Here is a 12058-nt window from a genome sequence, read left to right as displayed (position 1 = left end):
CAATAATTTTGCAGTGCAACAGAAAACGTGGACCGCCGCACCAAAAATGTTGCGATGCAGCAAGACCTGTACTAGCATTCCCTCGGGTGGGCCAACAGCGGTCGAGTTTTTATGCTGCATGTCTTGTACCTTGTGCACGACGTTTCCGACCCGGCGGTGCGCCGGCGGATCACGATGCTCAGGGCAGGTGGGGCCCAGGTCACTTTGGCCGGCTTCCGTCGCACCGCGAATCCGATTGCGGATATCGAGGGACTGCGGCCGATCGACCTCGGCGCGACGCGTGACGGGCGATTCGGCCAACGCCTCGCGGCCGTCGCCAAAGCAGCCGTTTCGATAGGCTCGAAGCTTGGCGGTATGCCAAAACCGGATCTCATCATCGCGCGCAACCTGGAAATGCTGGCGCTTGCCCGCCGCGCCAGGTCAGCCTTCGGTGCATCGGTTCCGATCGTATACGAGTGCCTCGACATTCATCGGCTTGTGCTGCGCAACGATGTCCTGGGCAAGGCGCTGCGCGCCACCGAGCGCTTTCTGGCCAGGGATGTGAAGCTGCTGGTGACCAGTTCTCCTGCCTTTATCGCCAATTATTTCAAGCCGTTCGGCCAGGTTGCGGCACCCATCGAGCTGGTCGAAAACAAATATTTCGAGGCCGCGACGATCTTGCCCGGCGCTCCGGAGACTGAAGAGAGCCCGGTCGGTCCGCCATGGCGGATCGGCTGGTTCGGTGCGCTGCGCTGCCGACGCTCACTCGAGCTGCTGGCCGATTTCTCCCGCCGCATGGAGGGCCGCTTCGAGATCGTGCTGCGCGGACGTCCGGCTTTGTCGGAATTCCCTGACTTTCACGGCTTTGTCGAAGCCGAGCCGTGGCTGTCGTTTCTCGGGCCCTACCGCAATCCGGAAGACATGGCGGCGATCTACAACGATGTCCATTTTTCGTGGGCGATCGATTTCTTCGAGGCGGGGCAGAACTCCGAATGGCTTCTGCCCAACCGGCTCTATGAAGGCTGCCGTTTCGGAGCGGTGCCGATCTCGATGGGCAACACCGAGACCGGGCGGTTCCTCAAACAGCAGGATATCGGCGTGCTGTTGCCGCAGGCGTCGCCCGAAGCGCTCGAAGCCGTGCTCGGCAAGATGGAAGAGCATCGCTTCGCCAGGCTGAAGGAGCGCGTTCTGGCCCGCAATCCGAGGACCTGGAGCTACGATCGCAGCGATTGCCGGGCGCTTGTCGAGCGGCTGCGCAGCCTGACGGCCGTGCCCGGCTCCTTTGCCGCCGAGGCATTGGCATAGGATGGCCAAGGATGGACAGAGGCAAGATGGACAGAGGTTGATGACGCAGACGGACAAACCCTCATCCAGCCTGATCGTCATTCCGTGCCTGAATGAAGCCGCCCATATCGGTGCGCTGCTCGATCAATTGCGGCCCGCGGCCGCCCGGCTTGGCGCCCGGATCATCGTCGCCGATGGCGGCAGCACCGACGGCACGCTTTCCATCGTCGAGGATGTGATTGCCAAGGACCCGCGGGTTATCCTGCTCCACAACAAGCGGCGCATCCAGAGCGCGGCGATCAATCTCGCCGTCGGTACCTTCGGCGATGGTGCCGACTATCTCATCCGCATCGATGCGCATGGCGGTTATCCCGACGATTATTGCGACCGGCTGGTCGAGGAAGCCCTGGCTACATCAGCGGATTCGGTTGTCGTTTCGATGCTGACCAGCGGCAGCGGTGCCGTGCAGAAGGCGGCCGCCGCGGCGCAGAACTCCAAGCTCGGCACCGGCGGCTCGAAGCATCGGCATCTTTCGCAGGGACAGTGGATCGATCACGGCCATCATGCACTGATGCGGATATCGGCGTTCGGCGCCGTCGGCGGCTACGACGAAGCGTTCAGCCATAACGAGGACGCCGAGCTCGATTATCGCCTGCGCAAGGCGGGCTACAAGATCTGGATGAGTGGCAAGACGCAGATGGTCTACTATCCGCGCGCCTCGCTCTCAGGCCTGTATTTCCAGTATCTCGGCTACGGTCGCGGGCGTGCCAAGAATGTGCTGAAGCACCGCGTCATCCCAAAGATCCGGCAGATGGTGCCGCTGGCGGTCTTCCCGGTGGTTCTTCTTGCGGCCTTCTCCTTCGTGCATTGGATTGCGGCAGTGCCTTTGTCGCTGTGGGTGTCGGTGTGCCTGGGCTACGGACTGGTGACGGCTATCCGCCAGCGCAAGGCTGACGTTGCGCTGGCCGGTGTCTCGGCCATGGTCATGCATCTTGGCTGGTCGGTTGGCTTCTGGCTGCAGCTTCTCGGCCTCGGCTCGCGACGCGGAGTGGCCTGATGGCGGTGTCGGCAAAGAACCGCAGCATCGACATCGGCGTCTGCACGTTCCGCCGGCCGGAGCTGGCTGACACGCTGCGCTCGCTCGACGCCATGGAGATGCCGGCGGGATTCGATATCCGCATTATCGTCGCCGACAATGACGACACCCCGACGGCCCGTGACCTGGTGGCGGCGCTGTCGCGGGAATTGACGTTGCCGATCCACTATCGGCATGCCCCGGCGCGCAACATCTCGATCGCCCGCAATGCCTGCCTCGATGCGAGCACAGCGGATTTCGTCGCCTTCATTGATGATGACGAAACGGCCACGCCTCAATGGCTCGCCGAATTGGTCGCGATGGCGCAGCAAAGCGGTGTCGCCGTCGTGCTCGGCCCGGTCAGGGCGCGCTATCGCCCAGATGCGCCGGACTGGATGCGGCGCGGCGATTTCCATTCGACCTTGCCCGTCTGGGTGCGCGGCGAGATCCGCACCGGCTACACCTGCAATGTTCTGCTGCGGATGGGCTCGGACAGCCTGCGCGGCCGCCGCTTCAGCCTGGCGCGTGGCCAGACCGGCGGCGAGGACACCGAATTCTTCGACCAGATGCACAAGGCCGGCGGCCGCATCGCCTTCGCGCCCAAGGCGTGGGTCGACGAGGTGGTGCCGCGCTCAAGGGCGGCATTCGAATGGCTCGGCCGCCGCCGCTTTCGCGTCGGCCAGACGCATGGCCATCTCCTGGGCAGTAGCGCCAGCAGCATCGGCCTGGTCAAGCAGGTCGGCCTGGCCTCGGCAAAGGCCATCTATTGCTTCGCCTCGGCACTTCCGGTCGTCGTCAGTCCAGTCCGCAGGAACCGCAGCGTGCTGCGCGGCATTATGCATGTTGGTGTCGTCAGCGGCCTCGTCGGCATCCGCGAAATTCGCCTCTATGGCCAGCCGTCGCCACAGGAGGGAGGCAAGCGTGCAGCCTGACGTCAGCTCTGTCCCGGATGTTTCCTTCGTTATTGCCGCCTACAACGCCGAGGCGACCCTTGATCGGGCGATTGCCAGCGCCATCGCCCAGAAGGGTGTCAGCGTCGAAATCATCGTCGTCGACGACAAGTCGCACGATGCGACGCTCGACGTGGCGCGGGCCTACCCCGGGGATATCGTCCGTGTCGTCGCCCTGGCCAGCAACCGCGGCCCTGGCGGCGCCAGGAATGCCGGCCTCGACGCCGCCCGCGGCAGATGGATCGCGGTTCTCGATTCCGACGACGCGGTCTTTCCCGGCCGGCTCGCGGCCATGATCGCTCGTGCCGAAAGCGCGGATGCCCAGATCGCCGTCGACAATCTGCAGGTCGTTCGCGAGGACGGCGTCATCGAGGACGCGATGTTTCCGCGGCAATATCTGGAAGGCTTGCGCGAGATTTCGCTGGCCACCTACATCGCCGGCAACGTCGTCTTCGAATCCAAGTTCAACCTCGGCTATCTCAAGCCGATCTTCCAGCGCGAGTTCCTGAACGAACACCGGCTTCGCTATGACGAAAAGCTGAGGATCGGCGAAGACTACATCCTGTTTGCCGGCGCCCTGGCCAAGGGCGGAAAATGCGTCGTCGAGCCCGATATCGGCTATGCCTATCATATCCGCAGCGGCTCCATCTCGCGCGTGCTCGAGCTTCACCACGTCGAAGCGATGCGCAGGGCGGATGCCGTGTTCGCTCAAACCCATCGGATGGATGAGGCCGCGCAGGCCGCGTTCGCCCGGCGCGGCCGCAGCCTGCGCAAGGCGGCATCGTTTCTGTCACTGGTACAGCACATCAAGGCGCGGTCCCCGCTCAAGGCGATCCGGACGGCGCTCAGCGATCCGGCGGCGGTCAGGCATATGGGCATGCCGATCGCCGTGCGGTTGCGAAGAATGGCGGCACAATTTGCCGTTGGGGCGGGGAGGTGAAGATGCAGGCACATGGAGGGATTTTTCGTGGCTTGTGAATGGACTGAAGTCGATCTCCTCAGAAGGAATTTGCGATGAAGAAAATCAGGAAGGCCGTGATACCGGTGGCGGGGCTTGGAACACGGTTCCTGCCGGCGACCAAGTCGATGCCAAAGGAAATGCTTCCCGTGGTCGACAGGCCCGTCGTGCAATATGCGGTGGACGAGGCCTTCGAGGCGGGCATCGAGCACATCGTCTTCGTGACTGGCCGCAACAAGGCGGTGATCGAGGACTATTTCGACCTGCATCCGGAATTGATCGGCACCCTGGAGCAGACCGGCAAGAAGACCCAGTTGGAGGCGCTCGAAAGCATGCTGCCTGTGGCCGGTGCCACCAGCTTCATCCGCCAGCAATCGCCGCAAGGCCTCGGCCATGCCGTCTGGTGCGCGCGCGAGGTTATCGGCAACGAGCCCTTCGCCTTGCTGTTGCCGGACATGGTGTCCTTCGGCGGGCGCGGATGCCTCGCCGAAGCCGTCGAGCTTTATGAGCGCACGGGCGGCAACGTGATCGCCGTCGAGCGTTGCGAACCGAGCGAGACCAACAAATACGGCATCGTTGGCCGTGGCGCCGAGATCGGTGGCGGTTTCGAGGTGACGGCCATGGTCGAGAAGCCGGCGCCGGCCAATGCGCCGTCGAATTTCTACATCAATGGCCGCTACATCCTGCAGCCCGAGATTTTCGCGCTTCTGGGCAATCAGCAGCGCGGCGCCGGCAACGAGATTCAATTGACGGACGCCATGGTTCGTCTGTCGAAGGATCAGTCGTTCTTCGCCCAGCCTTTTAAGGGGCGCATGTTCGACTGCGGTTCCAAGGAAGGGTTCATCCAGGCCAACATCGCCTTCGCGCTGGCGCGCGACGACATGAAGGGTCCGGTTTTCGAGATGCTTCAGGAGTTCGTCCGGTCGCATGAACGCCAGGAAGAAGCCGCATAATGTCCATCTTTCGGGAGCATGGTCAGATGGCCGGCGAAGAGGGGCCGGCAGGTTCTCGCCGTCTGGCACGACGCTTGCTTCGCTTCTGGCGATGCTCCCGATCTTCGAGGCGCCTGCAAGCCAAGGCATGATCCCGGAAAGTGGGTCCCGGTTTCCGGAAAAGATCATGTTGAAACAGTGAGATAGAGCCCATTGCGATGGACCGGCTCTAGAATTGGACCGAAGATGAATTATGCCAACTTTCCTCTCGACAAGAGGATGCCATTGCCGAATTCGGACGCAGGAGACGGCGAAGACTTCATCGATATCGAGCGGCTGCTTGGCATGGCCGCACGGCAGGCCAAGGTGGTTGCCGTGTGTGCCGTCATCGGTCTCTTCCTGGGCTTGCTCTATTTGCAGACGACGCCGCCTAAATATCAGTCGGTCGCCAGCGTGCTGATCGATGAGGGCTTGAACAAAATCATCGACGACATTTCGGCGACGTCGACAACCATGCAGACCGATTCGGCGATCCTGAGCCAGATCGAGATCCTGACCTCGACGCGGCTTGCCGCCGTGGTCGTCGACAAGCTGAAGCTCGACCAGAACGACACATTCATGAATCCGCCCCAGTCGGCGCTTGCCCAAGGCATAGGCCTCATCCGCGGCCTGATCCAGTATGTCCGCCCCAGCTCTTCCATGCCGGGTGGCACTGACTTCAGCAAGCTCGACCCGGCCGCCCGCGATGCGCTGATCGCCACGTCGCGCCGCGACTACGCGATCCTCAAGCTGCAGAGCGAGGTGCGGGCAACGCGCATCGGGCGAAGCTACGTCATCGCGCTCGGCTATCAGGCGACGGACCCGGCCTTGGCAAACGCGATCACCAAGGCCTACGCCGATGCCTATCTCGCCGATCAGCTCGATGCCAGCTTCGATGCCACCGAGCGGGCTGCGGTCTGGCTCCAGGGCCGGTTGACGGAGCTGCGCCAGAGTTCGCAGGCAGCTTCGCTTGCCGTTGAGAAATTCAGGGCCGAACATGGGCTGGCCGCCAACAGCGACGGCCAGTTGATGAGCGACAAGCAGCTTTCCGACCTCAACGCCCAGCTTATCGTGGCGCAGGCCGACACCGCGCGCGCCAGCGCCCGCTACCAGCAGTACAAAGCCATTGTCGACAGCGGCTCCGAAAACGCCTTCAAGGATGCCGCCATATCGAGCGACCAGCCGAGCAGCTCGGTCATATCGGCGCTCAAGACCCGCTACCTCACGGTGGCCAAGCGTCTGCAGGACGTCGAGGCGAATTTCGGCCCCGAGCACCCGCAGGCGGTGGCTCTCTCCAAGGAGAAGGCCGACATATCGACGCAGATTTTCGGCGAGCTGAAGCAGCTGACCGAAAGCTATCGCAACGAATATGAGGTGGCGCAGGCACGCGAGACCGCGCTCCGGGCCAACGTCGCGGCCGCACAGGGCAAGAGTTCCGTCGACAACCAGACGCAAGTCAAGCTGCGTGAACTCGATCAGCAGGCGACGGCGCTCACCACGCTCTATCAGACATTCCTCGGCCGCTATGAGGAAGCTGCGCAACAGCAATCCTTCCCTGTCGGCAAGATCCGCATCATCTCCGACGCGTCGATGCCGATGGCGGCCTCGAGCCCGCGCACCATCGTCGTGCTCGGACTTTCGCTGGTGCTTGGCCTGCTGATGGGCGCCGGCTTTGGTGGCCTGAACGAGTTCAACGAACGCTTCTTCAGGACCGGCGAGGACGTGCGCGACCGCGTCAACCTGAAATTCCTCGGCTATCTCCCCACGATCGGCGGCAAGCTCGGCAAGGAAGAAAAGCCGGGCGAGACCCAGGTAGACGCCAAGACCACCCAATCGCTGTCGGCGGCCGAAAGGCGGGCGCGCATGCGGGTCAGCATCGATTCTCCAGCCTCGATGTTCTCCGAAACGCTGCGCAGCGCCAAGATCGCCTTCGACGTCGTGATGGAAGGGCAAGGCAGCCGCGTCATCGGCGTCATCTCGGTGCTTCCCGGCGAAGGCAAGTCGACGGTCGCGGCAAATCTCGCCGGCTTGCTCGCCGCCAATGGCTCCAAGACGCTGCTGATCGACGGCGACTTGCGCAATCCCGGCCTCAGCCGGGGCCTTGGCATGGAAACCGAGCAGGGCTTGATGGAAGCGGTGGTCAGTGGCCAGACCTGGCAGTCCGTCGGCAAGATCGACAGGCAGACGAAGCTGGCGATCATCCCGGCGGTGCTGCGCGGTCATTTCTCGCATACCAGCGAACTTCTCTCCTCGGCCGGCATGCGACGCTTCATCGAGAACGCCAAGGAGACATTCGAATACATCGTCGTCGATCTGCCGCCGCTCGGACCGGTGGTCGACGCCAAGGCCTTCGCGCCGTTGGTCGACGGTTTTGTACTGGTCACCGAGTGGGGGCGCACCCCGCGCGCGATGGTCAGGTCGATGCTGGAATCCGAACCCTATGTCGCCAACAAGATCATCGGCGCGGTGCTGAACAAGGTCGATTTGAAGAAACTGGCCAAATACGGATCGTTCGGCGGGTCGGAAAAATTCTTTGATAAATATTCGAGCTACTATCTGGAAAAGTCAGAAGTGCGCGGCAAGGCGCCGGTGTGACGTCGACCGTTGCGCGAGTGGACCCTCTCTGAGGTGTATCGATCTTCAGGTCAGCACACTTGGATATCGATGCGCGTCAGGAGAAGATCAGCCTGCCTTGCTTGTCGGCGATCCTGACGGCGGTCAGGCGTCCGCTCTGGAAGGCGGCTGTGTCGATGCCGAGCCGGCGCCCTTCGAGCTTCGGGACGTCCACCGGAGTATGCCCGTGCACCACCCAGCGGTCGAGCAGGTGCGTTGCCTCGAAGAAGTCCGAACGGATGTTGGCCAGGTCGTGGTCGGTTTGCGCCGCAAGGTCGACGCCGGGCCTGATGCCGGCGTGGACGAACACGAACTTCCGCGAACGGACCATGATCGGCAGCCCGCGCAGGAAGCTGACGTGATCGTCTGGAATGATCTCCCTTATGCGCCGGTCGATCTGCGCGCTGCTCCCGTAGAGGCTGGCGAGGCGCGCCGGATCGATGCCATAGGAAAACAGGGTTTGCAGGCCGCCCGTCGCCAGCCAGGGCTCGCGGGACAGATTTCCGTCGAGATAGTTCAGCATCGCCACTTCGTGGTTGCCGGCAAGACAAATGCGCTGAAACCCTTTCGGCGGCGGCGCCAGGAGGTGATCCAGCACCCGCGCCGACTGAAGCCCTCGGTCGATGTAGTCGCCAAGCATGACGATGATCTTGTGGCTCTGGAAGCGCAGTGAATCGAGCAGGATCTTCTGCTCCAGGGCACGGAGTTCCTTGTAGCAGCCATGCACGTCACCGATCGCATAGACGACGGCGTCCTGCATGTCGATATCGAGGCGCGCACGCGCCGCGATGCGGGGTTTTCGCTGGAACAGGTTCACGTGCGGGGCGTCTCGAGGCAAGCTCTCATACGGAAGGCATAAGTGCCTGTTATCATGCCCGAAACGGAGAATTCCGCAATCGTGGAAAATGCAGCCCCGCCGGGTCGGGACCGCAATGCATGTCGCTCAGAAATGAGCTCGGTTTTGGGAGAACGATCTGTGGAAACAAAGGCCTGAAGCGGGCCTGAAGCCGCTCAGGCGCGACATGCTTTAGGTCGGAAGCCGGCCCGGTCTGCCGGATCGCGTCAGGCTGCCTTGAGCCGATAACGGAAAACGGTGTGGTCGAGCAGCAGCCGGATGCGTGGTTCGGCCTCGATCGCCACCAGCCAGCTTGCCGCGATCATCGTCGCGCCGACGACCGCCATCGAGAACAGATGTGGCAGACCGGCGCGAACCAGGATGCCGAGCAGGGCCGCGCCGACGACATCGTGCAGCAGGTAGAGCGGGTAGGTCATCAGCCCGATCCGGCGCCAGCCGCTCCAGGTGAGGTCGAGCCGCAGCGACCATGCCATCAGCGCGATGCCGATGAGGAAGATGAGGATCGGCGGCGCGAACGGCATATCCCGCCCGACCTTCAGGATATGAACGTCGACCGAACTGGCGATCTGCAGCACACCACCGGCCAGGAACAGGGCGCAGAAGGCAAGTCGGGCGCCTGTCACCGCCTTGATGCGCATCAGCCACAGCATGACGCCGGTGGCGAAGAAAACGCCGTGATGCACCAGCAGCAGGTCGAGTGTGCGTGTTTCGGCAAGATCGGCCCAGCCGAGCGGGTAGTAGAGGCACCAGAACAGCGTGCTGACCAAGCCGATGGCGACGGCCACAATCTCCATCAGATGGAAGCGGCCAAAGCTGAGCAGGATCCAGACGATGGCATAGAAGGCGATCTCGATGCCCAGCGTCCAGTAGACGCTGTCCACCCAAGGCGCGTACGGAACGAACAGGCCGGTGCGTAGGAGCCTGATGACGGCATCGGTCGGCCAACTGAGCCCGACAAGCAGCAGCACCACCGCGGTGACCGGTGCGCAGATCCAGACCGCCGGCGCCAGCCGTTTCACCCTTGCTTCGAAAAACTGCAGGGGTGTCGACCTTTCGGCGCTGAAGGCGATGACGAAACCGCTGATGACGAAGAAGATCTGGACGCCGACCCAGCCGGATTCGACCCAGGCGCCTATTGCCGGCTGCGGGGGAACGCCGCCCGTGGCGCGCGCCGAAACACCGTCCGGATACGCCCACACCCAGAAGCCATAATGGTAGACCATGACCATGACGGCGGCGAGAAAGCGCAGGATGTCTACGCCGCCAAATGTAATCTTCTGCTGAGCCATGCGACCTTTGTCGATGTCCCCCCGCGAACGACTTTAGGGTGCATTGCTGCGTCGCACAATAAAAGTATTGCTTGCCGATCGAAAAGTCGTCCGCGGCCCACCCTTCAGTGGCTCAAAGTCCGATTCCGCGTTCCTTCAGGGCCTTGGTGATCTCGTCGAGGATGACCGGATCGTCGATCGTCGCCGGCATGGTCCATTCTTCCTTGTCGGCGATCTTCTGCATGGTGCCGCGCAGGATCTTGCCCGAACGCGTCTTGGGCAGGCGCTTGATCGTCACCACCGTCTTGAAGGCGGCGACCGGGCCGATGCGTTCGCGCACCAGACCGACCACCTCGTTCTCGATAGAGCCGATATCGCGGGTCACACCCGCATTCAACACCACGAAGCCCAACGGAACCTGGCCTTTCATGGCGTCGGCAATGCCGATCACCGCGCATTCGGCGATATCGGGATGGGCCGAAAGCACCTCTTCCATGGCGCCGGTCGACAGCCGGTGGCCGGCGACGTTGATGATGTCATCGGTGCGAGCCATGACGTAGAGATAGCCGTCCTCGTCGACCATGCCGGCATCCGCCGTCTTGTAGAAGCCGGGGAACTCGTCGAGGTAGGCTTGGCGGAACCGTTGATCGGCATTCCAAAGCGTCGGGAGGCAGCCGGCCGGCAGCGGCAGTTTGATCACCACATTGCCCAGCGTGCCCCGCTGCACCTCATGGCCACCATCGTCGAGCACGCGGATGTCGTAGCCGGGCATCGGCACGCCGGGCGAGCCGTATTTCACCGGCAGCAGGCCAAGGCCGGCGGGATTGATCGTCATCGGCGAGCCGGTCTCGGTCTGCCACCAGTGGTCGACCACAGGCACATTCAGCTTCTGCTCCGCCCATTTGATGGTTTCCGGGTCGGCGCGCTCGCCGGCAAGAAACAGCGTGCGGAACCTCGAGAGGTGGTATTTCGCAATGAACTCGCCCTTCGGGTCCTGCCCCTTGATGGCGCGGAACGCGGTCGGTGCGGTGAAAAGGGCTACGACACCATGCTCCGCTATCACCCGCCAGTAGGTGCCGGCATCGGGCGTGCCCACAGGCTTGCCTTCGAACAGGATGCTTGTGCAGCCATGCAGCAGCGGTCCGTAGACTATGTAAGAATGGCCGACCACCCAGCCGACATCGGATGCCGCCCAGAACACCTCGCCCGGCTTGACGCCGAACTCGTTTTCCATCGTCCATTTCAGCGCGACCATGTGGCCGCCATTGTCGCGCACGATGCCCTTGGGCTGGCCGGTCGTGCCCGATGTGTAGATGATGTAGAGCGGATCGGTGGCCAGCACCGGCACGCAATCGACATTGGCGCCCGCTGCCCGTTCGCGGGCGACGGCATCGGCGTAGTCGATGTCGAAATGCTCCTTCAACTCGCAGCGCAACTGGTCGCGCTGCAGGATCAGGCAGGCGTCCGGCTTGTGGCGGGAGATCTCGATCGCCTTGTCGAGCAACGGCTTGTAGGCAACGACGCGGCCCGGCTCCAGGCCGCAGGATGCCGAAATGATCAGCTTCGGCCTGGCATCGTCGATGCGGGTGGCAAGCTCATGCGAGGCAAAGCCGCCGAAGACCACCGAATGCACGGCGCCGATGCGGGCACAGGCGAGCATGGCGATGGCCGCCTCGGCCACCATGGGCATGTAGATGATGACGCGGTCACCCTTGCGAATACCACGGTTCTTCAGCACCGAGGTGAGTGCAACCACCTCGCGCTTCAACTCGGCATAGGTGAACTTCCTGATCGTTCCCGTGATCGCGCTGTCATGGATCAGTGCGATCTGGTCGGCGCGCCCGCCGGCGACATGGCGGTCGATGGCGTTGTAGCAGGTGTTGCAGGTGGCGCCGGTGAACCAGCGGCCATAGACGCCAGCCGTGGCGTCGAACACCTTGTCCCAGGGCGAATACCAGTCGATGGCGCCGGCTGCGTCCGCCCAGAAGCGTTCCGGGTCGCGTTTCCAGCCTTCATAGACCTCGTGATAGCGTGAAGCCATCCATACCTCCCCAGGAATGATTTTCTTCCCTCCAGATAGCGCGCTCTACCCTTGGCCGCAAAT

9 protein-coding genes are annotated in these 12058 nt (G+C 62.9%); 6 read left to right on the top strand and 3 right to left on the bottom strand.

Annotated elements, in window-relative coordinates:
• Positions 1-111: 111 nt before the first annotated feature.
• From EOB49_RS05570 to EOB49_RS05545, 6 genes are all read left to right on the top strand, one after another.
• The gene (locus EOB49_RS05570) at positions 112-1284 is read left to right on the top strand and encodes a glycosyltransferase (RefSeq protein ID WP_127270877.1); all 1173 of its coding nucleotides are present in this window, start codon (positions 112-114) and stop codon (positions 1282-1284) included.
• A 40-nt stretch (positions 1285-1324) separates the two neighbouring features.
• Positions 1325-2320 (top strand): glycosyltransferase family 2 protein, encoded by a 996-nt coding sequence (locus EOB49_RS05565; protein ID WP_127380404.1) that lies wholly within the window; start codon positions 1325-1327, stop codon positions 2318-2320.
• Complete coding sequence (locus EOB49_RS05560) at positions 2320-3270, top strand: glycosyltransferase family 2 protein (protein WP_127380403.1); 951 nt, start codon at positions 2320-2322, stop codon at positions 3268-3270. Before EOB49_RS05565 ends, EOB49_RS05560 begins: the two co-directional genes overlap by 1 nt.
• On the top strand, positions 3260-4228 hold the full coding sequence (locus EOB49_RS05555; protein WP_127380402.1) for a glycosyltransferase family 2 protein: 969 nt from the start codon (positions 3260-3262) through the stop codon (positions 4226-4228). The genes EOB49_RS05560 and EOB49_RS05555 overlap by 11 nt, the downstream gene beginning before the upstream one ends.
• A 74-nt stretch (positions 4229-4302) precedes the next feature.
• Positions 4303-5199 carry a UTP--glucose-1-phosphate uridylyltransferase gene (locus EOB49_RS05550; protein ID WP_127380401.1) on the top strand — a complete coding sequence of 299 codons (897 nt, stop codon included), beginning with the start codon at positions 4303-4305 and terminating at the stop codon, positions 5197-5199.
• Between the two features lie 225 nt (positions 5200-5424).
• The gene (locus EOB49_RS05545) at positions 5425-7812 is read left to right on the top strand and encodes a polysaccharide biosynthesis tyrosine autokinase (protein WP_127380400.1); all 2388 of its coding nucleotides are present in this window, start codon (positions 5425-5427) and stop codon (positions 7810-7812) included.
• 76 nt (positions 7813-7888) lie between these two features.
• On the opposite strand, the gene EOB49_RS05540 is transcribed toward EOB49_RS05545, so the two are convergent.
• The 3 genes from EOB49_RS05540 to EOB49_RS05530 all read right to left on the bottom strand — a co-directional run bounded on the left by EOB49_RS05540 (position 7889) and on the right by EOB49_RS05530 (position 11995).
• The gene (locus EOB49_RS05540; RefSeq protein ID WP_127380399.1) at positions 7889-8647 is read right to left on the bottom strand and encodes a metallophosphoesterase family protein; all 759 of its coding nucleotides are present in this window, start codon (positions 8645-8647) and stop codon (positions 7889-7891) included.
• Between the two features lie 245 nt (positions 8648-8892).
• Positions 8893-9975: an acyltransferase gene (locus tag EOB49_RS05535; protein WP_127320668.1), complete on the bottom strand. Its 1083-nt coding sequence runs from the start codon at positions 9973-9975 to the stop codon at positions 8893-8895.
• 112 nt (positions 9976-10087) lie between these two features.
• A complete protein-coding gene (locus EOB49_RS05530) occupies positions 10088-11995 on the bottom strand; it encodes a propionyl-CoA synthetase (RefSeq protein ID WP_127380398.1) in 1908 nt (635 codons plus the stop codon).
• Between the last annotated feature and the right edge of the window lie 63 nt (positions 11996-12058).

The organism is Mesorhizobium sp. M7A.F.Ca.MR.148.00.0.0 (assembly GCF_003997735.1).
In the GTDB taxonomy this organism is placed as follows: Bacteria; Pseudomonadota; Alphaproteobacteria; order Rhizobiales; family Rhizobiaceae; genus Mesorhizobium.
This window is presented reverse-complemented; position numbering and strand designations above follow the sequence as displayed.

What these genes read in the sequence shown, in the direction of transcription:
- EOB49_RS05570 (WP_127270877.1), top strand. Translation starts at nt 112, where the DNA reads ATGCTGCATGTCTTGTACCTTGTGCACGACGTTTCCGACCCGGCGGTG.
- EOB49_RS05565 (WP_127380404.1), top strand. Translation starts at nt 1,325, where the DNA reads ATGACGCAGACGGACAAACCCTCATCCAGCCTGATCGTCATTCCGTGC.
- EOB49_RS05560 (WP_127380403.1), top strand. Translation starts at nt 2,320, where the DNA reads ATGGCGGTGTCGGCAAAGAACCGCAGCATCGACATCGGCGTCTGCACG.
- EOB49_RS05550 (WP_127380401.1), top strand. Translation starts at nt 4,303, where the DNA reads ATGAAGAAAATCAGGAAGGCCGTGATACCGGTGGCGGGGCTTGGAACA.
- EOB49_RS05545 (WP_127380400.1), top strand. Translation starts at nt 5,425, where the DNA reads ATGAATTATGCCAACTTTCCTCTCGACAAGAGGATGCCATTGCCGAAT.
- EOB49_RS05535 (WP_127320668.1), bottom strand. Translation starts at nt 9,975, where the DNA reads ATGGCTCAGCAGAAGATTACATTTGGCGGCGTAGACATCCTGCGCTTT.
- EOB49_RS05530 (WP_127380398.1), bottom strand. Translation starts at nt 11,995, where the DNA reads ATGGCTTCACGCTATCACGAGGTCTATGAAGGCTGGAAACGCGACCCG.